We start from the raw sequence: 22,624 nt of genomic DNA, 5'->3' as shown, positions 1-22,624 counted from the left end.
GACTTTGGTCTGATCCTGTCGGTCGACAGTGTGATCACCGCAATCCTTGTGGGAGCGAGCCTGCTCGCGAATGCGGTGTGTCAGGCGACATTGATGCTGGCTGATACGGCGCCTTCGCGAGCAAGCCCGCTCCCACAAGGTTAGTGTCGGGCAGTTATTTACTTTGTGTGTCGAGCAGGTGGAAGAATCGGTCGCGCACCTGGGTGTTATCGCTGTGGGCGACATTGAACCGCAGGAACTGACTGGCATCCGGCGCTTTGCTGAGCAGCGTGCCAGGCGCCAGCACCAGGTCGATATCCAGACCTTTCCTCGCCAGCGTTTCGGCATGAAACCCTTCGGGCAATCGCGTCCAGAGAAACAACCCTTCATGCGGCAGCGATGAAACCGAGCAACCGGCCTCTATCAGCCAACTGGTCACCCGACTGCTCGACTCATACAGCCGATCCACCGTGCGCCGGGTGTGTTTGGCGTAGCTGCCATCGCTGAGCATCGTGCAGATAATCTGCTCCGCCAGTTCCGACGTCATGCCACCGCAAGCCATTTTCAGGGTGATCATCCGTGCGGCCAGTTGCGGCGAAAGCACCGCGTAGCTGACCCGACTGTTCGCTGTCAGGGTCTTGGAGAATCCGGATACATAACTGACGTTGTCCAGTCCGCCTGCAGCCAGGCGCGGCGTGCTTCGCTGTTGCAAGTCGCAATACAAATCGTCTTCGACAATGTGGAAACCATAGCGGTGACTCAACTCCAGCAACCGGTAAACCTGCGCCGGGGAGAACGAGTGCCCGGTCGGGTTGTGCAGGGTGTTGTTGGTCATGTAGAGCACGGGCCGATGGGCAATCAGCAATCGCTCGAAGGTCTCAAGGTCCATGCCATCAGCCCCACGGGGGATGGTGATGACCCGCGCACCATGCAAGGCCAGGTTGGTGTGCATGGTGAAGTAACACGGATCGTCGAGCAGCACCGTGTCGCCGGGTTTGACCAGCAGGCGCATCAGCATGTCGATGGCCTGCACGGTGTTGGCCGTGGTGACGATCTGATCCACCGGCACTTCGATACCGATGGCCGACAGTTTGACCCGCAACGCCTCGCGCAGCGGCAGGTAACCGGCCGCGACGCCATATTCGCCCATGCGCAGAGAGGTGGCGCGCAGGGTGCCGCGCACGGCCTTCAGCAATTCTTCCGCCGGCAGCCACGAAGAAGGCAGAAAACCGGCGCCGGGGCGCAGCGAGCCATTGTCCTGCAGTACCGCGCGGCGGACCACGCTCAGCGTGTCTTGAGGTTGCAGGTCCGGGCCGGCATCGGTCTTGAGCGTGGTGTTGGAACGGTGCACGTAATGCCCCGAACCCTGGCGTGAAACCACCAGGCCCTTGGCCCGCAAGCGGTCCAGCGCATCCACCACCGTGGACTTGCCCACGTTCATCAACTCGGAGAGTTCGCGAATCGGCGGCAGCCGGGAGCCATGAGGCAGCCCGCCCTGGCTGATCGCCACCGACAATTGATCGACGATCTGCTGGACCAGCGGTACACCCGGCTGGAACTCGATGGCGGCGATCACTGCACGCTGAACCTGCATTTTACTGGTCTCTCCGGCAGTAAACTTCGTTTGATTCTATACGAACTTGCTCTGATGAAAACAAGCGTCTCTCTCTACCATCACCTTACAGACTTTCCTGTTGTTCGCGCTTGGCGCCTGAACAGTAGCTGGTTCCAGAGGTGTTGCATGAGTGTTCAAACAACGATCGCCGTCGCCAAACCGGTGATCAACATTCGCCTGTTCACGATCCGGATCATCACCGCCGTGTCGCTGTTTGCCGTGCTGGGCAAGGCCAACGTCTGGCTCGACACCGCCACCAACAGCGTCCTCGCCCTCGGTTATCGGGCCTTGCTGTTGCTGCTGCCGCTGACGTTATTGATACTCGGCCGTCGTTCCCTGAGCGTCACGCTGCTGTGTGCCGCCCTCGGGTTGGTGTTGCTCGCGGTCACCAGCAACCAGGGCATGGTGATGTTCGCCGCTGCGTTGTTCGCCTACGGCATTGCCATTGCCGGTTACCTGATCAAGAGCGAAGCCGCTCAGACCAAAGAGGGGGCGGCCTACAACCGCGTCGCCATGAACATGGGCAGTCTGGTGGCGGGGCTGATCCTGCTGTCACCGCTGCTGACCCCCCCCCTGTTTTTCCTCGGTGCCGCGGGTTTCGTTCTGCTGTGCCTGCCCATCGCCATGGGCGCGACCTTCACCACCCAACCGGTTGTTGCAAGCCCGGTGACCCATGACGGCAGCGGCTGGCGCAACAAACTGCCGTGGGCCATCGCCGGCATCATCATGGGCATCAAGTTGTTTGGCGTGTTCTCGATTCTGCCCCAGGCGATCCTGCTCAAGACCGGTGAATTGCCGGCCTGGTATGGCTTGATGCTGATCCTCAACAGCGCCGTGGTGGTGTTCGCCCAGGTGCCGGTGATGAAACTGATTGAGCGCACCGGGCGCTTCAAAGTGGTCGCTGTCATCGGGATCATCATCGGCGGCTTCGCCGTGCTCTCGTCACCGGCCGCGTTCCACGTCGAAACCCTCGCCGGCGCATTGATCTGGGTAGCGCTGCTGTCCATCGCCGAGTGCGCGTTCAGCTACCTCGATTACTTCTCGGTCAAGCAGAACAACATGTTCGTCAAGGAAGTGGCCCTTGGCGTCGGCGCCGGGCTGACGGTGCTGATCATGCGAGTCATGCCGCCGCCCTATAACGCCCTGGTGCTGGCTGCCATCGGTGCGGGCGGCATCCTCGCCTGGTACTGGCTCAACCGTAAATCCAACGCGTCACTGCACGACTGAGTCACCGCGTTTGCGTTTTTTACTCCACAGGTCGGAGGCTTCATGAATACGACGTCATGCGTAGTAGTGGTCGGGTACAACGGCAATCGGGTTCACGATATCCAGAAGCTGCGCGACCTCTGCAAGAATCTCTATAACGCCAGGCTGATCCTGGTGGTCGAGCAGATTCAAACCGATGACGATCAGGTGGCGGATCACGTGTGCACGGCCTCGATGGAGCTGCCGGACATCGCCGATTCGGTCGAGCTGGTGGCGGGTTGCCTGAGTGTCGATTGCTGGAAACTGATAGGCGTCCTGCCATTTTCCGACCGTGGCGTGCTGCTCGGCGCCGCGCTGGCCACGCATTTCGGCCTGCCCGGCATTACCCCTGGCGAGGCGCGAGCAGGGCTGGATAAACAGATTTTTCGCAAACTGGAAGCGACCGCCGACACGGCGCCCGAGGATTACCGTCCGGTGTTTTCCGCACGCATCGAAAGCCTGGCCGAACTGCGTCAACGGGTGGTCGAACTGGGCGGCAAAGCCTTCATCAAACCGGCCTGCGAAGGCGCGAGCAGAGGTTGTCGGGTCATCCATCATCCGTCCGAATGCGACGAGGCCTGGCAGGCGCTCAAGCCCTATCGCGAAGGCGGCATCGTCCTCGAAGAGTTGATTCAGAACGCCCGGGAATACAGCTGGGATTACGTCGCGGGCAGCACCTGGGTCACCGAGAAAACCACCACCGAAGGCGCTTATCGCGCGGAGATCCAGCAAGTGGTGCCGGCTCCGTTGGCGGCTGATGTACAGGCTCGCCTGGCGGCTGCCGGTCGGCATATGTCCGGACTGGTCTCGCTGGAAAACGGCGCCTATCACAACGAGATCTTCCTGCGCCACGACGGCCTGACCTCGGCAGTGGAAACCAACATGCGCCCCGGCGGCATGCACATCTGGGATCTGGCGCGTCTGGCGTTTGTCGATTTTGATCCGTGGGAGCGCTGGGTCAGGTGGGCGGTGGAAGGCAAAGTCGAACATCACAATCCCGTTGCCCGTGGTTATTGCGGCATTCGCCTGCTCCGGGCGTCGGCCGGCGGTCTTTTGCGCTACGTGCCGGACATCGAGTCCCTGGCCCGGGAACTGAACATCGAGCTGGTCGAGGCGGTGTATGCCAAGCGCCTCAGTGATTCAGTCACCGCACTGGTGAAAGACAACACGTCGTTTATCGGCCACATCGTGTTGTTCTGCGAAGACTACGGACAGCTCAGCGACAACCTGCTGCGCCTGGCAGAGGCCATCGAGTCGCGCGTCGAAGTTACCTGTCTGGCAGCGCCGGCGAGAGCCGCGGGTCGAGCCTTCGGGATCAATGTTTCAAGCATTATTGGTTAAGAGGGTTGGGTCAATGAACGAAAAAAAAATGTCGTGTGACGAACGCTTCATCGCCCTGGCGAAAGAACTCGACTATGACATCTACGGCGAGAACACGGCTGGCGGGCATTACGCCCCGCTGATACGGCATCACGACGAACTCTACCTCAGCGGTCTGGTGCCGCGCATGAGCGGCAAGATGCAGTACCCCGGCCGGGTGGGGCTGGAGCTCAGCCTGACGGATGCTCAAGCCGCCGCCAGCATCAGCGCCATGCGCGGCCTGGCCTTGATCGTTGACGCCATTGGCTCGCTGGACAAAATAAAGTCACTGATACGCATCACGGTTTACGTGAAGTCCACGGCAGACTTTGTAGACCTCAGTGAAGTCGCCAACGGCGCATCGGATGTTTTCAGTCATGTGTTGGGCGATGCGGGGAAACATACCCGAACCACTGTCGGCGTCTATCAGTTACCGAAAAATGCCGCCGTAGAAGTTGACATGATTGTGGCGTTGCGGCCCTCGGTGTTGTGAGTGTTAGTTGGTCGGCCTTACAGTGATTGATTGTTCACCTAGTGTCTGGTCACTTAAGTCGATAATAAGTCGGTGTTTGCGGATGAATAACATTCAAGGTGGGTTTTTTTCATATAAGGACTTTCGCCAGAGTTTGAACCAGCCGCCGGTCAGTGCACAGGTGTGGAAGGGCGGTGAACTTACAGACATGCGTCAGAGTCTCGAGGCCAGCGAGATCGATATTGTCGCGCTGGCTCACGGCAACAGCACCGAAGGCTGCAAGTTGACGCCAGGGATGGCGGTGTCCATGCAATGGTTGAAACCGGGCACGACGCTGAATGGCCATGCGCATTCGTGGTGGCACCTGTTCATCATTCAGTCCGGCAGCGGCACGTTGACCCTGGGCGATGACGATGCAGTGAGCATCAGCCCCGGCGACGTGTTGCTGGTGCCTGCCTGGACCCGGCACGGCTTCGTCAACACCAGCGCCACTGAACCGCTGGCCATGCTGAACATGAGCAACATGCCCCAAATGGCGCAGCTCTCCAGTGCGGCTGACGCCACCGTCTGACACGCTCAATTTTCCCCTCTGTTGCCCACCAGGGAGTCCGCATTCGCAGACTCCCTTTTTCATTTCTGCTACCCCTCCTGGCCATTTGTGTTTTGAACTTCTGTATCCGTAGAAACAGATAGTTTCTGTATCTGTTCAGCGCTTAATCAACTAACTACGATCGTTTCCAATTCAACGGACTATTGTGGTTAGTGCAAGGGAGCGTTCTATGGACAGTACGAAGCTTAAACTTTATGTCGGCGCAGATTTTGTCAGTGCTTTTGCGATGTCGGCATTTGTGGCGTTGAAGGAAAAGCAACTTTCATTTGAACTTGTCACGCTGGACTTGAAAGCGCGCGAGAACTATCAGGCAAGTTATCGTGATGTATCGTTGACCTGCAAAATCCCCACGCTGGTTCACGATGGTTTTGCACTGTCGGAATCTTCGGCCATTGCCGAATATCTGGAAGATATCGCGCCGGGGCATCCCAAACTGTTCCCGCTGGACATCAAGCAGCGCGCCCGCGCCCGTCAACTCCAGGCCTGGTTGCGCAGTGATCTGCTGGTCATTCGCAAAGAGCGTCCGGCGGACCTCATTTACTTCGGCAAGAAAGAAACCCCGTTGTCGGACGACGCCCAGGCAGCTGTCGGAAGACTGTTCTTTGTCGCCGACCGGTTGCTGGAGGAGGGCGCCGATCACCTGTTCGGTGACTGGAGCATCGCCGACACCGACCTGGCAATCATGCTCAACCGACTGGTAGCCAATGGTGACCAGATTCCTGCGCGGCTCGCGGCGTATGTGCGACGGCAATGGGATCGCGACAGCGTCCGAGCCTGGATGGATATAGAGCGCGTAGCGCCGGCCATCCGCTCTTGAATTATTAAGGCCATCGCCAGGCAATCACCAGGAGCGCTGCCATGCAGGGACTGTCGGAGCAGGAAAGATACAAACCCTATAACTCACGCACCATTCGCGACACGCCGTACTGGCAAAAACTGACGCCAGCGTTGCAGGAAGCCATGACCATCGTCGCCCGGGTCATGCCGTTTCGCACCAATGAATATGTCCTAGGTACGCTGATCGACTGGGACAACATTCCGGATGATCCGATTTTTCGCATGACCTTTCCTCACAAGGACATGCTGTTGCCGGACGAATACGCGTCGCTTAAACAGTTGATCGAGCGCGATGACGCCGTCGCCATCAAGCGCCGGATCGAAGCGATCTGGCTGCGCATGAACCCTCATCCAGCCGGGCAGCTGACGCACAACAGCGCCACCCTGGACGGAAAAGTCCTTCAGGGCATACAGCACAAGTACCGCGAGACCGTGCTGTTTTTCCCCGGTGCCGGTCAGACATGTCACGCCTACTGCACGTTTTGTTTCCGCTGGGCGCAGTTCATCGGCGAGGAAGAACTCAAGTTCAACGCGCGCGAGTCCCAGGAGCTGGTGAACTACCTGCGGGTGCACACCGAGGTTACCGATGTACTGATTACCGGTGGCGATCCGATGATTATGAACACCCGGTCACTGGCGGGGTACGTCGAGCCGCTGCTGGAACTGCCTCACCTCAAAAGCATCCGCATCGGCACCAAGTCCGTGGCGTATTGGCCGCAACGGTTTGTCAGCGACAAGGACGCGCCGGAGTTGCTGGAACTGTTTAAACGGATCATCGCAGCGGGGAAACACCTGTCGGTCATGGGTCACTACAACCACCCGGTGGAGATCCGCCAGGACATCGCCCGTCAGGCCATCGAGCGCATTCGTTCCACCGGGGCGAATTTGCGCATACAGGCGCCGGTGATCCGCCACATCAACGAAAACCCCGCTGATTGGGCGGCACTCTGGACCGAAGGCGTGCGGCTGGGAGCGGTGCCTTATTACATGTTTGTCGAGCGCGATACCGGGCCGAGCCATTACTTCGCGATGCCGCTGGCGCGGGCGTTCGAGATTTTCCAGGCGGCTTACCGAACGGTGTCCGGGCTGGCGCGCACGGTGCGCGGGCCGTCCATGAGCACGTTTTACGGGAAGGTGTTGATCAACGGCATCGAGACCGTGGCCGGGGAAAAAGTCTTCGTGTTGCAGTTCCTTCAGGCGCGCGATCCGCAGTGGGTGTTGCGCACGTTCTATGCGCGATTCGATCCGCAAGCGACTTGGTTCGATCAACTGAGGCCGGCCTTTGGCGAGCGCTCGTTTTTCTTTCAGCCGGAGCCTGTTGCAGCGCCCGAATTGATACCGGTCCTGCTCGAAACGGCGTAGGACGATTCATCAGGAGATAGGGATATGAGCAGTATTCCGTTTGATCAGCGAGAAGGTTTTATCTGGCTCGACGGCGAGTTCGTCGAGTGGTCCCAGGCGCGGCTGCATGTGCTGAGCCATGGTCTGCATTACGCAAGTACGGTGTATGAAGGGGAGCGCGTCTACAACGGCAAAATCTTCAAACTGCGCGAACACAGCGAGCGGCTGTATCGCTCGGCACAGTTGATGGATTTCACGATTCCCTTTGAGCTGGCGGAACTGGAAGCGGCCAGCCATGAACTGCTGCAACGCAACAACGTGGTCGACGGTTATCTGCGGCCGGTGGCGTGGCGCGGCAGTGAAATGATCTCGACCTCGGCCCGTTTCAACCGCGTGCACGTAGCGATCGCCTGCTGGCAATGGCCGAGTTACTTCGACGCGGCGGGGCACATGGGCGGTATTCGCTTGAAGACCGCGCAGTGGCGTCGTCCGCCTCCGAGCAGCAGCCCGTTCGAAGCCAAGGCGTCCGGGCATTATCAGATCGCCACGCTCAGCAAGCACGATGCGGAAAACAGTGGTTATCACGATGCGCTGATGCTCGACTGGCGGGGCCACGTCGCCGAAGCCACCAGCGCCAACGTGTTCTTCGTCAAAGACCGGACGCTGCACACGCCGCTGCCCGATTGCTTCCTCAATGGCATCACCCGCCAGACCGTTATCGAATTGGCCGGGGCGCTGGATTACCAGGTGGTCGAGCGCACGATTCTTCCTACGGAGCTTGGCGACTTCGATGAGTGTTTTCTGACGGGCACGGCTGCCGAAATCACCCCCGTACAGAGCATCGACGAACAGCGCTATCGACCGGGCAACGCCTGTCGCGAATTCATTGTCGCTTACACCTCAACCGTTAACGCCTGATAAACCGCCAGGAACACCACCATGTCAGATCAAGGGATTGTTGCGTCTAAACCTTACGTTTCACTGGGCCACCGCCAAGAAGAATTGTCGTCCCGTGGCTGGACGGTGCTGACACCGGACGAATTTGCCGACGATGTCGTCGGCACGCTGCATGAGTTCGGTCCGGTCATTCCGCAATTCAACGGGCAGACTGCGTTCGCCATTACCCGCAAGCCAGGGTATGAAGCGTTGCCGTACTCCCAGAGCATGAACGGCATCGGCCCGCACACCGAAGCGCCGGTCTATGGACCGCCGCCGCGTTATCTGGCGCTGCATTGTCATCATCAGGCCACGTGTGGTGGCGGGCATACCGGGCTGGTGGACGGGTATGAGTTCCTCGCGTTCCTCGAGCGCACCGAACCCGAGTTGCGTGAATGGATCGACGACACACCCGTGGAGTTCGTGGCCACCGCAAAACCCGGTGAATCCGCGCAAAGCCGGGTCAAGGAATACATCCTGACGCCTACAGAGGACGGGGATATTTTCCGCTTCAGCTACAACCAGTTTCACTACGGCGATGTGAATCCTTCCGTGGACGATCTGCAGCAATCGAAGGTGGCGAACAGTTCATCGCCGCTGGCCAGGTTTGCGATGCTCGGCGAGGAATATTTCATCCAGAACAATACGCCGGTGCTGATTCCCGACGGCTGCATGCTGATTTGGGACAACTGGCGAATGATCCACGCCCGCAGTCGATACACTGACCCGGCGCGAAACCTGACCCGCTACTGGCTGGCCTGATTCATCTGTCGCCCACTATTCCATCGGCGTACCCCTCGGCGGGTACGCGTCCTACAGGTATCGCGTCATGCAAACAGCAATCGAGATCGCCAAGGTCGATCATCAACTGGTCGTGCGGCTCAATCAGGCCTGGACCAAAAGGGCCACGGTGTGTGCGCCGGACAAGGCCTCGGTCAGCGAAGCGTTCGATCCGGCACGCCCGGATTATCCGGAGTGCATGGTGCCGTTTTTCCATCACCCGAAATTCCAGGCCCTGAGCGATGAGCTCAAAAGCACCGTAGTGACCTGGGGCTGGATCGGCTACAACCTGCGCACGGTCACGGCCGAAGAGCACGTGGTGAACCCGGCGCTGAGTGTCATCGCCAATCAGTACCTGGGTAAAAACGACTGGCATTTTCGCGAGGCGATGCAGCAGACGTTGATCGACGAGCACTACCACACGCTCATGCACCTTCGCGCCATCGAGCGAACCAAAGAGGAACGCGCACTCGATCAGGATCTGGAGCTACCGCCGTCGGTCACCTATCTGCGGCTCGTTGCGCTGCGCGAAGCATTGCCCGAGCAGTGGCAGCGTGACCTGGCGGCGATCACCTTTGCGGTGGTGGCCGAGATCAGCGTCAACGCTTATCTGGATCTGCTGGCCGACGATCAGACCATTCAACCGCAAAACCGCCGCGTGGCAGAACTGCATAACCGCGACGAATACGCCCACAGCAAGATTCTCGCTGAGGTGGCGAAGGTCATGTACGCGAACATGCAGCCACCTCAGCGGGCATTTTTCGCACAGACGTTGTCGGTGGCGCTGAGTGCCTTTGTCGCTCAGGACTACTCGATGTGGGAGGCGATTCTGACGCAGCTCGGCGTTGAGGATGCTGCACTGATCATTGCCGACACTCGGGAGAGCAACAAGAACGCCACGATCATGCGTGACTACAGCGGCCTGCATCGTCTGGCGCAGGACTTGGGGATTACCGACGAGATCGATTTCGACTTCCGTCCGACGCTCAAAGCGGCGGCTTTGGCCTGATTCAGGAGGTGAAAATGTCCGTTCCTGTGTACGAAGTATTCGCCATCCGTGTCGGCGCCAATGCCCAGCGCACTGCACGGGAGAACTTTCTTTACGACGCCTGCTGCGGTGATCCCAATGCGTCGATGCCGTTGGACTACTACTTCTGGGTCATTCGCAACGAGCAGCAGGTGATTGTGGTCGACACCTGTTTTCAACCGGCCACGGCAGATCGGCGCAACCGTCAGATGTATCGCCTGCCGGAAGAATCCCTACGTCAACTGGACATTGATCCGGCGCAGGTCGACAACCTGATCCTCACGCATCTTCATTGGGATCACGCTGGTAACCTGGGGTTGTTTCCGAAAGCCACGGTGCATTTGCAGGAAGCGGAACTGCGCTTCTGCACCGGGCCAAAAATGGCCCATCGCACGGTGAACAAAACCTACGAGGTCGAAGATGTGATGTCGGCGCTGCCACCGCTGTTCGAAGGCCGGTTGCGCCTGCATACCGGCACGGTCGAGGTGATTCCCGGCGTGACTCTGCACCCGGTGGGTGGCCATACGCCGGGTAGCCAGGTGGTGCGGGTGAACACCGAACGCGGGTGGATTGTTCTGGCGTCGGATGCTGCACATTTGTGGGCGAACATTCGTCAGCGCAGTCCGTTTCCGATTCTGGATGATCTGGCGCAGACGCTTGAAGCGTTTATCGAAATCGAACGTTTGGCCGACGGTGAAGACCACGTCATTCCCGGTCATGACCCGTTGATCGCCGAGCGATTCCCGCACTGGAATGACGACCCGCACATCATTTGCCTGCACCAAACCCCGACCTGACGACTCGACCCCTGTAGGAGCTGCCGAAGGCTGCGATCTTTTGATCTTGATTTTGAATTTTAAGATCAAAAGATCGCAGCCTTCGGCAGCTCCTACAGGATTGTGGTTAAGCCTGGTTTTTGAGGAGTTGGCCGAGTGTCGCTAACGCTTCCTCTATCTTCGGCGAATACGGTGCCCCGCAACCAATCCGCACAAAGTGATCGAAGCGCTGGGTATTGGAAAAGATATCCCCAGGCGAAATCTGAATGCCCGCCTTCAACGCCTCATGGAAAAGCGCCATGGACGAATAGTGTCGAGGCAGTTCCACCCACAGCAATGTGCCGCCCCGAGGGTCGGTCACGCAGGTGCCCGGTGGGAAATAGCGCTTGATCGCGGCACTCATCTGTTGGCGTTGTTGCGTCAGCGTTTTCCTCAAACGACGCAGGTAACGTTCGTAGGAGGGTGTTTTCATGAACGCACCTACCGCCAGTTGCGATAACGCCTCACAGCCGCGGGTCTGAGTGTGTTTGAGCATTTCCACGCGCTCGTGCCATTTCCCCGCGCTGATCCAGCCCAGGCGCAGGCCCGGCGCCAGGGTTTTGTTCAGCGAGGCGCAATAGATCACGTTGTCATCACGGTCCCAGTGTTTGAGCGTGGACAACGGCTGCACGGTATCTACCAGGTCACCATAGGTGTCATCTTCGATCAGAACCGTGCCGTGCTCGGCGCACAGTTGCACCAGGCGCGCCTTGTTGGCGTCGGGCATGATGCTGCCCAGCGGGTTTTGCAGGTTGGGAATGACGATCAGCGCCCGAATCCGTTCGGGGCTTTGCAACAGGTGTTCCAGCGCAAACAGATTGATTCCCGCGTGGGCCGTCGCCGGGACTTCCTGCACGAGCAGGTTCAGGCTCTCGAGAATTTGCAGCAAGCCGTAGAAGGTCGGCGACTCCACGGCCACCGTGTCACCGGGTTGGGTGACCGCGCGCAAGGCCAGATTGATCGCTTCAGTCGCGCCGTTGGTGATCACAATCTTCTCGGCAGTCAAATTGGCTTTGGCGGTCAGCGCCCTTCGCGCCAGGATGTTGCGCAGTGCGAGGTTGCCGCAGGTCGAGCCTTGAGCACCCAGCAAATGCTGATCCTGACGCAGCGCCTTGATCATATGCTCCTGCAAAATCTTCAACGGATAGAGCTCCGGCGCACAGTAGGCGCTGGCGAAATTGACCTTGATCGTCGCACGCTGGCTGGCCTTGAGCACCGATGACACCTGCTCGTGAATGCCGAGGTAGACGCCGGTGTCGAGGAGCGGGGGAGCGGTCGCGACAGGTTTGGGCAAGGTGTCCGGCTGGCGAATGTAGTTGCCGGAGCGCGGGCGGGCTTCAAGGACGCCGTAGTCCTCAAGCTCCCGGCAAACCTGCACGGCGGTCGACAGGCTGACGGCGTGTTTTTCCATCATCAGCCGAATGGAGGGAAAGCGTTCACCGGCTTTCAAGGTGCCGCTGCGGATCGCGTCGAGGTAGTGGTTGGCTAACTGACGGTACAAAGGGGTCGTGTGCATGATGACCTCAGCAATCGCACCACTGAAGTCTTGGGCTGGAAAGTGAGTTGACGTTCCCCGCAGGCGGACCCGTGGTGCTCAAGGGTGAAGGGAAGTGTTTCTGGCGTCGATACTGAGAGAGTAATCGGGCTTTTGCAGGAATCGCGGGCAATAAAAAGCCCCGCTCTAGGGCGGGGCTCAATGCTGTGCAGTCAGGAGAATTTCGAAGCGAGCGAGAAACCTGTGGAGAGGGTGGACCCGTGGCGAGGGGATTTATCCCCGTTGGGTGGCGCAGCCGCCCCAAGCAGGACGACTGTGTTTTTGCAGAAACACCGCATTATCCGGTTTTAGGCGGCTTCGCCGCCGAACGGGGATAAATCCCCTCGCCACAATTAAACGTGTGTCGTGTTACTGCGCGGCGATGCTGTAGCCCTCGAACGCGGTTTGCTGCTGAAGCGCGGTGATGATGTTTTTGCGGTTGACCGCTTGTTCGGTCCCGGCGCTGTCAAGGAACGTCTCGCTTTCCAGCTCGGCTTCATCGCCCTCGCCGACGAAAGTGAAGCCCAGGAATTCCAGCGCTTCACGGTCGACGTTCAGTCGCGAGCGCGGTGTGCGCAGCGGCAGGGTGACGCTCACGCCATCCTTGCTGATGGTAAACACTTCGACTTCTTTCTTGGCGCGGACCGTTTTGCTCTTGCCACTGGTCGGGTTGCTGATGGCCTGATGCGTCTGGTTCAGCACTTTCAGCGCCAAACCGTAGACGATTTCCTGAAACGCCGGATCGTCCTTGAAGCTGGAGAGAATCCGGCCGATCGAAAATTTGCTGCTCAAGTCTTCGAGCGACGCGATGTCGGCGGCTTCGGCGTCCTTGAGCTGCTTGAGTTCTCCCATCAGTTCGTAGGCTTTGTCGTCGTCGAAGCTGTCGTGAGCCTGGCGAATCGCGGCGCGCAGCTCGCGGATCTGGTCGCTTTCACGGGTGGACTGGAAAGCGTCCAGGACCATCTCGCTGATGGTCTTGGCCTGGGATACATGCTGTGAAAGATTGATGGAGTTTTCGTATTCCGCTTTGGACGACAACGTGACTACGGATTCAGCGGTGTTGGAATCGGACATTGAAATTTCACTACTTCTTTAAACTTGGGTTGAGGCGAGAAAGCGCTAGGCCTTTTCAGGGCGCCTAATCTATTGGACCTGCGCGGCGTTGTCACGGGTGAACAGGCGAGCGGACAAAAGAACTGCCTCCATTCCCCGTAGGAGCGAGCTTGTCTCCGGGCGGCGTTCCGACGATGGTTGTCAACGATGACGCGGCAAGCCTGACACCCCGCAGCGCTCTTGGGTTTATCGCGAGCAAGCTTGCGCCTACAAAGTGGCGGTCTTGAGGGAATGGAACATCTGATAAAACCTGATCGAGCGTCCGCAGAACAAACCGCTCGTAACGCCTGATGCACACGCCTTGAGCAACACCATCGGCAGCGTGGCCGAGTGCTCGGGATCAACCTCGGCCTGATAGTCAAAGTAATAGTTAACAGCGAAAAACAGCAGGTAAAGCGCCAGGGTTTTTGCGGTGCCCGGCACGATCAGTGCGGTTTGCGGTTGATCCAGCTCGATACCCTCGCGGGAAAAAATCAGCAGTGCGACGCCGCTACCCGCGATCACGGCAGCAAGCCAGCAACTTACTGATAGTGAGGGACTGAGCGTCAGATTCAGCGAATAAAGCGACCAGCCCAACAAAATAGGCGGTGTGATCAGCAGTGAAATTTTGCTTTCACGGTTCGGGGAAAGGGCTTTGATGCCGTAGTAACAGAGCAGCAAAAATAGTGCGTAAACCCACAGTGGGGTGTTTTGCAGGGTATTGAGCATCGAACAGCGTCCTTGCCGAAAAAGATGTCGGGATCATAGCCGTTGCGGCAACTATTTCCCCGGCGAATTCAGATTCATCGACCGCACAGCCCATTGCTCTGCCGTTTGCTGATCGACCGGTAACGTGAAGCGAAAGGTCGCGCCACGTCCGGGCACATCGATCAGCTGGATATCGCGCCCGTGCAATTGCAGGATCCGATGGACGATTCGCAGCCCCAATCCGCCATCGCGTCGTGCACCACCAATGTTGAACGGGCGTAGAAACAATCCTTCGCGCAGTTCAGGTGCGATGCCGGGGCCGGTATCGCTGACGGTGACTTCGATAAACGGTCCTTGTGGGCGCAAGCTCAGTTCGATGTCCCCACCTTGAGGGGTATGACGCAGGGCGTTGTCGAACAGGTTGGTGAGGACCCGCTCGATCAACCCCAGGTCTGCGCAAGCGGCCGCCACGTTGGGCGCGAAGCTGGCCTTCAGTTCAACCTGGCGAGCCTCGGCGGTGAGTTCGAATTTCTGAAAGATGTCCTGCACCAGGTCGGTCAGGGAGAAGCGCTCCAGCACGGGCTGCACGAATCCGTGTTCCAGGCGCACCAATTCCAGCAACGATTGCGCCAGACCGCCGACCTTGCGGCTTTGATCCAGAGCGATGCCCAAATAGCGGCGACGGTCGGCGGGGGACAGCGTGGCGTCCTTGAGCGACAGGGTTTCCAGATAACCGTGCAACGACGCCAAAGGCGTACGCAGGTCGTGGGAAATGTTCGCCACCAGTTCGCGGCGCTCCTGATCCTGACGGGTCAGCGAGCGCCACTGTTCGCTGAGGCGCGCCTGCATCTGCCGGAAGGTGGCGTCGAGTATGGCGATTTCGTCGTGGCTGGCGGTTTTTTCCACCGGGACTGGCGCAGGTGTCGTGACCGGGACGCCATCAATGTCGAACTGGCTGACGGTTTCGGTCAGCCGTCGCAAAGGCCGGGTAATCAAGGCAAATGCGGTGAGACCGGCAATCAGGCAGAGCAATGCGACCAGTCCGATAGACAGCAGAGCTGTGTTGAGGGCCGCACTGGTGGCGCCCCGTTCCGCCAGGCGATCGTGGTCTTCGCCGAGCAACACCACGTAAAGATAGCCAGCGGGCTTGCCGTCGACCTTCAGCGGCGCGGCGCTGAACACCTTGCGCGCATCGACGCTGCGCGGGTCGTCGCCGAGAATCGGCAGGGCATCCCCCTTGAGCAGACGCTGGATCGGCGCAAGGTCGACCCGTTCCCGGTGAATCCGGCCTTCGGGCGCCGCGCTGCCGACAATCTTTCCTTCGGTGTCGAGCAGATAAACCTCGACACTGGGATTGACCAGCATCAGTTTGCTGAACAGGTCACGCACGGCATCGGGCATCAGGCCCTGGGTGTCCATCAGCACCGTGTCGCGGGCGATATGTTGGGCCAGATCCCGTGACAGTCCTTGTACCACTTCCTGTTCATGCATCTGGTTGGAACGCACCTGCATCCATGCCGAAGTGCCGCAGCACACCAGCAACAGCACGGCGAAGACCAGAGACAGTCGTTGCGTCAGGGTCAGCCTCATGGCTGTTCCTCCCGGGCCGCGAATTTGTAGCCTCGGCCCCACACCGTGAGGATGCGCACCGGTTGTGCCGGATCGGCCTCGATCTTTGCCCGCAGGCGGTTGATGTGGGTATTGACCGTGTGCTCGTAGCCTTCATGGCTGTAACCCCACACGGCATTGAGCAGGTCCATGCGCGAGAACACCTTGCCGGGCTGGCGGGCGAAGAAATACAACAGGTCGAACTCCCGTGGCGTGAGGTCGAGACGCCGACCGTCGAGGGAGACCTCGCGGGTGATCGGATCGATGGAAAGTCCGTCGGTGATCAGGCTGCCGGCATCCATTTTCAGGTTGCGGGCCATGGCGTCGACCCGCCGCAACAGCGCCTTGACCCGGGCAACCAGCTCAAGCATGGAAAAGGGTTTGGCCAGATAGTCATCAGCGCCGAGTTCCAGCCCCAGTATCCGGTGGACTTCGCTGGAGCGCGCACTGGTAATGATGATCGGTGTGTAGCGGGCCATGGCGCGGGCGCGGCGGCAGATTTCCAGGCCGTCGACACCCGGCAGCATCAGGTCGAGGATCAGTGCGTCCCAGCTTCCTTGCTGGAGCAATCGCATGCCTTCATCGCCATCGGCGCAGTGCACCACCTCGAACTGCTCATCGCGCAGATGCAGGCAGATAAGGTCGGCGATATGCAGGTCGTCCTCGACCACGAGGACGCGTTTGGTCGGTTCCATCAAGCTCAATCCTTCGGCGCAATGAGCGCATTGTGCGGGTTTTCCAGGGCCAGAGTTATCACGAATTATTTAACTTTCCGTGAGGATTCGGCGATCAACCCAAGCCTAGGCTGTGTTCCATGAAAGGCACTTTGGATTTTGGAGACGGCCATGTTTTCACGGCGACAATTTCTTGTAGCAAGCGGCGGGCTGGGGGTTGCAGCCCTGGCGATCGGTGTATTGCCAAAATTTGCTGCCAGCTCTGCGCTGGTCAGTGAAGCCAGCGCGGCGGAGGTTTTCGAGGTGACGCACACTGACAGCGAATGGCATGCCCTGCTAAGCGACGAGCAGTACGAAATCCTGCGAGAAGAAGGGACCGAACGGGCCTACAGCAGTTCGCTGAACAACGAGCACCGTGACGGAACATTTGCCTGTGCCGGTTGCGATCTGCCGCTGTTCTCCTCCGCCACCAAGTTCGACAGCCGCACCGGTTGGCCGAGCTTCTGGGCGCCGCTGGACAAGGCCGTGGCGACCCGCCAGGACCGATCCTTCGGCGTGCTGCGCGAAGAGGTTCACTGTCGGCGTTGCGGGGGGCATCTGGGGCATGTCTTCGATGACGGGCCCAAGCCCACCGGCCTGCGTTATTGCATGAACGGTCTGGCGATGACCTTCAAGCCACAGGCGGCTTGATCCTTTCTCTCACTTTTTACGCAGGTCGACGCTATGTGGCTTCTGGTCCTCGCTTATCTCGGTGGTGTGCTGACGATCGTCAGCCCGTGCATTCTGCCGGTACTGCCGTTTGTCTTCGCCCGCACCGGGCAGCCGTTCATGAAGAGCAGCTTGCCGCTGCTGGCGGGGATGGCATTGACCTTCGCGCTGGTCGCCTCGTTGGCGGCGGTGGGGGGCGGTTGGGTGGTGCAGCTCAACCAGTACGGTCGCTGGCTCGCGTTGGTGTTTGTTGCACTGTTCGGCTTGACGTTGTTGCTGCCGCAACTGGCTGAGCGCCTGACGCGTCCGCTGGTGGCGGCTGGCAGTCGTTTGTCGGAAGCTGCAGGTGCCGATTCGCGGCCGCGCCCCGGTGCTTCGTTCCTGATCGGGGTTGCAACCGGCTTGCTCTGGGCGCCGTGTGCCGGGCCGATTCTGGGCCTGGTGCTGACCGGCGCCGCACTGCAAGGGGCAAGTATCGCAACCACCCTGTTGCTGCTGGCCTACGCGGCTGGTGCCGCCACTTCCCTCGCGGTGGCGTTGCTGCTGGGCGGTAAAGTCTTCGCTGCAATGAAGCGTTCCATCGGTGCTGGCGAGTGGGTCCGACGAGGTTTGGGCGCTGCAATGCTGGCGGGTGTGGCAGCGATTGCCCTGGGGCTTGATACCGGAATTCTGGCACGGGTTTCGACGGCGTCCACGGGTGGTATCGAACAGGCGCTGGTGGGGCGTTTGGTCGGCAAGTCTCCAAATGAAAGTGGGGCGATGATGGCGCGTGATTCCGGCAATGCAATGAAAGCGGCTGACAAAACACCAGGTGCGCTGCCGATTGAAGGCAACCTCCCGCCGCTGGACGGGGCCGTGCAATGGCTCAACTCAGCCCCTCTCTCCGCTGAGGCGTTGAAGGGCAAAGTGGTACTGGTTGATTTCTGGACCTACTCCTGCATCAACTGCCTGCGCACGCTGCCCTATGTGAAGGCGTGGGCCGAAAAGTATCGTGATCAGGGCCTGGTGGTGATCGGTGTCCATGCGCCCGAATTCGCTTTCGAACGAAATGTAGGCAACGTCACCAAAGCCATGAAGGACCTGGGCATCAACTACCCGGTGGCGATCGATAACGACTACAAGATCTGGCGCGCTTTCAACAACGAATACTGGCCCGCCCACTATTTTGCCGACGCTCAGGGGCGCATTCGCTACCACCACTTTGGCGAAGGCGATTACGCCGAATCGGAGCGGGTTATCCAGCAATTGCTGCGTGAGGCGGGTGCCGCCAAGGTGGCCGACGGGCTGATCAATGCCAATGCCGAGGGTGTTCAACTCGCGCCGGACATGAACGAAGTGCAGTCACCGGAAACCTATGTCGGCTACCAGCGCGCGGAGCATTTCGTCCCGGAAACCAGTCTGGTTCCCGACAAGTTGACGACCTACAACCCACCGTCGCAACTGGCCCTGAATGACTGGAGCCTGGGCGGTCAGTGGACTGTCGGTTCGGAGCGGGCCACATCAAGCGCGCCAGCCAGTAGCATCGTCTACCGTTTCCACGCTCGCGATTTACATCTGGTGCTGGGCCCCGCCGCCGATGGCAAACCGGTGCGTTTCAAAGTCCTGATTGACGGAAAAATCCCCGGTGATGCCCACGGTACGGATGTCGCGCCCGATGGCAGCGGAAGTGTGACCGAGCAACGTTTGTATCAACTGGTGCGCCAACCCGGCGCTATCACGGATCGAACCTTCAGCATCGAATTTCTCGATCCGGGTGTCTCGGCGTATGCCTTTACGTTCGGTTGATAGCCCCTTTATTTCTCAGGAGTCAGCCTCATGAAAACCCTGTTCACCTGGCGCCGCACCCTGTTGGGGCTGGCTGCCGCAGGCATCATCGGTCAATGCTCTGCGTTCTCTTTCGGTGCTGCCGAAGAAGCGGTCATCATTCCCCCACCGGTCCTCGACGAAACCACCCAGGCCCACAGTGAAACTGCGGTTTTCGCCGGCGGTTGCTTCTGGGGCGTGCAAGGGGTGTTCCAGCATGTCAAAGGTGTGAAGAAAGCAGTTTCAGGTTATGCCGGTGGTGCGGCCGATACCGCTCAATATGAGCGAGTCAGCGACGGCGATACCGGTCACGCAGAATCTGTCGAGGTCACGTTCGACCCCACTCAAGTCAGCTACGGCACCTTGTTGCAGATCTACTTTTCCGTCGCGCACAACCCGACCGAACTCAATCGTCAGGGACCTGACCGCGGCACTCAGTACCGGTCGGCGATTTTTCCGGCAAACAGCGAGCAGCAGCGTGTCGCCCAGGCCTACATTGCCCAGCTCGACGCAGCGAAATCGTTCAACAAACCAATAGTTACCAAACTGGAAACCTATAACGGTTTCTACCCGGCGGAAGAGGAACATCAGGACTTTCTGACCGAGCATCCGACTTACCCGTACATCGTGATCAACGATCTGCCGAAAGTGGCGCAGTTGAAGCAGTTGTATCCGGAGCGATATCAGGAAAAACCGGTGCTGGTGAAGGTGGGGATGTGAGGGGAGGGGCGAGCACAACGCTCACCCCCGAATCAGCCCGCTACTGCTTGCCCCACATCCCCATGGCGAAGTCGACGAAGCTGCGCAATTTCGGCAAACGGTAGCGATCCTGAGCGTACATCAGGCTCATCGGTCGACTCGGCGGCAGATAATCCTGCATCACGGCCACCAGTTTCCCGTCCTTGAGGTCTTGTTCCACCAATGCGTCGGGCAACAGCACGATGCCCATGCCGGTGCGTGCCGCTTGATGCAAACCTGCGGAGCTGTTGATCAGCATGGGTCCACTGACCGCCACAGCCACCTCGCCTTCGGCCCCGGTCAGGCGCCATTCCTTTTCCACCGATTGCCAGTCATCGCCGGCCGGGTAGGCGAAGGACAGGCAGTCGTGGTGTCGCAGGTCATCAGGTTTTTCCGGGTTGCCTCGGCGCGTCAGATAGCCCGGTGATGCGCACATGGTCAGCGTGTAATCCACGAGTGGCCGGGCGATCAGGTTGGTCTGTTCCATGTTGCCCAGCCGAAACGCCACGTCGATACCGTTTTCAAGCAGATCCGGGCGCCGGTTGGTGAGGACCACATCCAGTTTGACTCGCGGACAAAGCAGGGCGAATTCGCTCAACGCGGGCGCGAGTTTTTCGGTGCCGAACGTCAGCGGAGCGGTGATGCGCAGGGTGCCGCTTGGCTCGTCGAGGGCTTGCTCGGCCAGGCGTTCGGAATCGGCCACCAGCCCCAGTACTTCGAGGCAGCGCTGATAGTACGCCGTGCCAAATTCCGTCAGCCGCTGGCGCCGCGTTGTACGGTTGAGCAAACGCACCCCCAGACGTTGCTCCAGTGCCCGCAGGTGATTGCCCACCATGGTGGTAGACATTTCGCACTGAAAAGCGGCGGCGGTCATGCTGCCGGATTCCACCACTCTTACGTAAACGGTCATTGCCTGGAACAGGTCCATTATCAAGCTCTGCTTTAAAATGATTGAAGTGTTGCAGCGTTTATCCAGCTCAGGTGGTTAACCATACTGCAAAAACACCGACTATTGATGGAGCTTGATGTCATGACCGCCGCCTGCCTGATGAGCACTTACCAACCCCTGGCCTTGAGTTTCACTAAAGGCCTGGGCACGCGCCTGTGGGATCAGGCGGGTCGCGAATACCTGGACGCGGTGGCGGGCGTGGCGGTGACCAACGTTGGGCACTCTCACCCCAAAATTGTCTCCGTGATCAGCGAACAGGCCGGCTTGTTGCTGCACACCTCGAACCTTTACAGCATCGACTGGCAGCAGCGGCTGGCGCAGAAACTCACCCGGTTGGCGGGCATGGAGCGGGCGTTCTTCAACAACTCCGGTGCCGAAGCCAATGAGACTGCGCTGAAACTGGCGCGGCTGCATGGCTGGCGCAAAGGTATCGAGCAGCCCTTGGTGGTCGTCATGGAAAACGCCTTCCATGGCCGGACGCTCGGCACGTTGTCCGCCAGCGATGGCCCGGCGGTACGCCTGGGTTTCAATGACCTGCCGGGGGATTTCGTCAAAGTGCCATTCGGCGATCTCAAGGCGCTGGACAGGGTGCAAAAGGCCCACGGCCCGCGCATCGTGGCGATCCTGATGGAACCGATTCAGGGTGAAAGCGGTGTGCAACTGGCCCCGCCGGGTTACCTCAAAGCCGTGCATGGTCTATGCAGCCGACACGGATGGCTGCTGATGCTCGACGAAATCCAGACCGGCATCGGCCGCACCGGCCAGTGGTTTGCGTTCCAGCACGAAGGCATCGTTCCGGACGTCATGACATTGGCCAAAGGCCTCGGTAACGGCGTCCCCATCGGCGCCTGCCTGGCCCGGGGCAAAGCCGCCGACCTCTTCACCCCCGGTAGCCATGGCAGCACCTTTGGCGGTAATCCATTGGCATGTCGCGTGGGTTGCACTGTGCTGGACATCATCGAAGAACAGGGCTTGCTGGAAAATGCCAAGGTGCAGGGCGAACGCTTGCTCGACAGATTGCGCATAGAGCTGGCCGATAACCCGAACGTCCTGGCGATTCGCGGCCAGGGTCTGATGATCGGCATCGAACTCAAGCAACCGATTCGCGACCTGACCTTGATCGCCGCCCGGGATCACGGTTTGTTGATCAACGTGACCCGGGGCAAGACCATCCGGTTGCTGCCGCCGCTGACGATTGATGAGCGGGAGGTGGAGATGATTGTCAGAGGGGTTGGTCGAGTGGTGAGTGCGGCCTCAGTTTTTACTCAGTAATGATATCTGCACATCACGACGCGTATCTCATCGTCCTCTACTGCGTAAACCAATCGGTGCTCGCCGGTAATTCGACGTGACCAGAAGCCGCTCAAATTGTGTTTGAGCGGCTCGGGCTTCCCGATTCCATCGAATGGCTCGCGCTGAATTGATTTGATCAGCAGATTGATTCGCTTGAGCCCGGCTTTATCGTTTTGCTGAAACCACAGGTAGTCTTCCCAGCCTTCAGAAGTGAACTCGATATTCATTCTTCGATAAGTTGCCTGGTTTTGGTTTTCCCTGCTCGCAGGTTGCCGATTGATTTGATCAGGCGTTCAGCATTGGCGGGGGAGCGAAGCAGGTAGGCAGTCTCTTCAAGGGCGTTGTATTCCGCCAGAGACATCATCACAACGGGTTCGCCTTTCTGGCGAGTGACCAACAATGGAGCGCGGTCTTCATTGACCCGATCCATGGTTTCTGCAAGGTGTGCACGTGCGGTGGTGTAGTTGATGGTTTGCATGTTGTAGTCCTCGCTCAATGCAA

23 protein-coding genes are annotated in these 22,624 nt (G+C 59.3%); 14 read left to right on the top strand and 9 right to left on the bottom strand.

The annotated features are described in order from the left end of the window. Window positions 1-154: 154 nt before the first annotated feature. Window positions 155-1,573, bottom strand: a complete 1,419-nt coding sequence (locus ACYZTL_RS10830; RefSeq protein ID WP_461951783.1) for an aminotransferase-like domain-containing protein — start codon at window positions 1,571-1,573, stop codon at window positions 155-157. 147 nt (window positions 1,574-1,720) lie between these two features. Here ACYZTL_RS10830 and ACYZTL_RS10825 point away from each other — a divergent pair, with 147 nt between their 5' ends. The 10 genes from ACYZTL_RS10825 (at window position 1,721) to ACYZTL_RS10780 (ending at window position 10,998) form a co-directional block, all read left to right on the top strand. Then, complete coding sequence (locus ACYZTL_RS10825) at window positions 1,721-2,821, top strand: hypothetical protein (protein WP_461951782.1); 1,101 nt, start codon at window positions 1,721-1,723, stop codon at window positions 2,819-2,821. Between the two features lie 42 nt (window positions 2,822-2,863). Continuing rightward, window positions 2,864-4,180, top strand: coding sequence for an ATP-grasp domain-containing protein (locus ACYZTL_RS10820; protein WP_461951781.1), 1,317 nt, complete (start codon window positions 2,864-2,866; stop codon window positions 4,178-4,180). A gap of 13 nt (window positions 4,181-4,193) precedes the next feature. Next, window positions 4,194-4,691 carry a RidA family protein gene (locus ACYZTL_RS10815; protein ID WP_461951780.1) on the top strand — a complete coding sequence of 166 codons (498 nt, stop codon included), beginning with the start codon at window positions 4,194-4,196 and terminating at the stop codon, window positions 4,689-4,691. Window positions 4,692-4,773: 82 nt separating this feature from the next. Next, entirely contained in the window at window positions 4,774-5,241 is a 468-nt protein-coding gene (locus tag ACYZTL_RS10810; RefSeq protein WP_461951779.1) for a cupin domain-containing protein, read from the top strand. Between the two features lie 208 nt (window positions 5,242-5,449). Further along, window positions 5,450-6,097 carry a glutathione transferase gene (yfcF, locus tag ACYZTL_RS10805; RefSeq protein ID WP_461951778.1) on the top strand — a complete coding sequence of 216 codons (648 nt, stop codon included), beginning with the start codon at window positions 5,450-5,452 and terminating at the stop codon, window positions 6,095-6,097. Window positions 6,098-6,138: 41 nt separating this feature from the next. After that, window positions 6,139-7,479 (top strand): KamA family radical SAM protein, encoded by a 1,341-nt coding sequence (locus ACYZTL_RS10800; RefSeq protein WP_461951777.1) that lies wholly within the window; start codon window positions 6,139-6,141, stop codon window positions 7,477-7,479. A 24-nt stretch (window positions 7,480-7,503) separates the two neighbouring features. After that, complete coding sequence (locus tag ACYZTL_RS10795; RefSeq protein WP_461951776.1) at window positions 7,504-8,376, top strand: branched-chain amino acid aminotransferase; 873 nt, start codon at window positions 7,504-7,506, stop codon at window positions 8,374-8,376. 21 nt (window positions 8,377-8,397) lie between these two features. Next, window positions 8,398-9,156 (top strand): TauD/TfdA family dioxygenase, encoded by a 759-nt coding sequence (locus ACYZTL_RS10790; protein ID WP_461951775.1) that lies wholly within the window; start codon window positions 8,398-8,400, stop codon window positions 9,154-9,156. Between the two features lie 67 nt (window positions 9,157-9,223). Further along, a complete protein-coding gene (locus ACYZTL_RS10785; RefSeq protein WP_461951774.1) occupies window positions 9,224-10,183 on the top strand; it encodes a diiron oxygenase in 960 nt (319 codons plus the stop codon). 14 nt (window positions 10,184-10,197) lie between these two features. Beyond that, window positions 10,198-10,998 (top strand): N-acyl homoserine lactonase family protein, encoded by an 801-nt coding sequence (locus tag ACYZTL_RS10780; protein WP_461951773.1) that lies wholly within the window; start codon window positions 10,198-10,200, stop codon window positions 10,996-10,998. A 106-nt stretch (window positions 10,999-11,104) separates the two neighbouring features. Here the strand turns inward: ACYZTL_RS10780 and ACYZTL_RS10775 are convergent, their stop codons facing one another. From ACYZTL_RS10775 to ACYZTL_RS10755, 5 genes are all read right to left on the bottom strand, one after another. Continuing rightward, on the bottom strand, window positions 11,105-12,532 hold the full coding sequence (locus ACYZTL_RS10775; protein ID WP_461951772.1) for an aminotransferase-like domain-containing protein: 1,428 nt from the start codon (window positions 12,530-12,532) through the stop codon (window positions 11,105-11,107). A 387-nt stretch (window positions 12,533-12,919) separates the two neighbouring features. Beyond that, window positions 12,920-13,624: a hypothetical protein gene (locus ACYZTL_RS10770; protein WP_461951771.1), complete on the bottom strand. Its 705-nt coding sequence runs from the start codon at window positions 13,622-13,624 to the stop codon at window positions 12,920-12,922. A 246-nt stretch (window positions 13,625-13,870) separates the two neighbouring features. After that, complete coding sequence (locus ACYZTL_RS10765; RefSeq protein ID WP_461951770.1) at window positions 13,871-14,371, bottom strand: hypothetical protein; 501 nt, start codon at window positions 14,369-14,371, stop codon at window positions 13,871-13,873. Window positions 14,372-14,422: 51 nt separating this feature from the next. Beyond that, the gene (locus ACYZTL_RS10760) at window positions 14,423-15,940 is read right to left on the bottom strand and encodes a sensor histidine kinase (protein ID WP_461951769.1); all 1,518 of its coding nucleotides are present in this window, start codon (window positions 15,938-15,940) and stop codon (window positions 14,423-14,425) included. Next, window positions 15,937-16,653 (bottom strand): response regulator transcription factor, encoded by a 717-nt coding sequence (locus ACYZTL_RS10755; protein ID WP_461951768.1) that lies wholly within the window; start codon window positions 16,651-16,653, stop codon window positions 15,937-15,939. The genes ACYZTL_RS10760 and ACYZTL_RS10755 overlap by 4 nt, the downstream gene beginning before the upstream one ends. Before the next feature lie 150 nt (window positions 16,654-16,803). Between ACYZTL_RS10755 and msrB the strand changes: the two genes are divergently transcribed. The 3 genes from msrB to msrA are packed head-to-tail and all read left to right on the top strand — an operon-like array spanning window position 16,804 to window position 19,863. After that, window positions 16,804-17,322 (top strand): peptide-methionine (R)-S-oxide reductase MsrB, encoded by a 519-nt coding sequence (msrB, locus tag ACYZTL_RS10750; protein WP_461951767.1) that lies wholly within the window; start codon window positions 16,804-16,806, stop codon window positions 17,320-17,322. A 33-nt stretch (window positions 17,323-17,355) separates the two neighbouring features. Beyond that, the gene (locus tag ACYZTL_RS10745; RefSeq protein ID WP_461951766.1) at window positions 17,356-19,125 is read left to right on the top strand and encodes a cytochrome c biogenesis protein DipZ; all 1,770 of its coding nucleotides are present in this window, start codon (window positions 17,356-17,358) and stop codon (window positions 19,123-19,125) included. A gap of 30 nt (window positions 19,126-19,155) precedes the next feature. After that, on the top strand, window positions 19,156-19,863 hold the full coding sequence (gene msrA, locus ACYZTL_RS10740; RefSeq protein ID WP_461951765.1) for a peptide-methionine (S)-S-oxide reductase MsrA: 708 nt from the start codon (window positions 19,156-19,158) through the stop codon (window positions 19,861-19,863). Between the two features lie 40 nt (window positions 19,864-19,903). Here msrA and ACYZTL_RS10735 read toward each other — a convergent pair whose 3' ends face one another. Further along, window positions 19,904-20,809: a LysR family transcriptional regulator gene (locus tag ACYZTL_RS10735; protein WP_461951764.1), complete on the bottom strand. Its 906-nt coding sequence runs from the start codon at window positions 20,807-20,809 to the stop codon at window positions 19,904-19,906. 102 nt (window positions 20,810-20,911) lie between these two features. Between ACYZTL_RS10735 and ACYZTL_RS10730 the strand changes: the two genes are divergently transcribed. After that, window positions 20,912-22,102, top strand: a complete 1,191-nt coding sequence (locus ACYZTL_RS10730) for an acetylornithine/succinylornithine family transaminase (RefSeq protein ID WP_461951763.1) — start codon at window positions 20,912-20,914, stop codon at window positions 22,100-22,102. Here the strand turns inward: ACYZTL_RS10730 and ACYZTL_RS10725 are convergent. Continuing rightward, a complete protein-coding gene (locus tag ACYZTL_RS10725) occupies window positions 22,096-22,350 on the bottom strand; it encodes a Txe/YoeB family addiction module toxin (protein ID WP_461951762.1) in 255 nt (84 codons plus the stop codon). The two genes, ACYZTL_RS10730 and ACYZTL_RS10725, sit on opposite strands and share 7 nt — an antisense overlap. Further along, window positions 22,347-22,601 (bottom strand): type II toxin-antitoxin system prevent-host-death family antitoxin, encoded by a 255-nt coding sequence (locus tag ACYZTL_RS10720; protein ID WP_134096615.1) that lies wholly within the window; start codon window positions 22,599-22,601, stop codon window positions 22,347-22,349. Before ACYZTL_RS10720 ends, ACYZTL_RS10725 begins: the two co-directional genes overlap by 4 nt. Window positions 22,602-22,624 lie beyond the last annotated feature (23 nt).

This window comes from Pseudomonas sp. LB3P81, assembly GCF_054897965.1.
The sequence above is the reverse complement of the archived record's forward strand: the minus strand, read 5'-3'. Positions and strand labels throughout refer to the sequence as shown.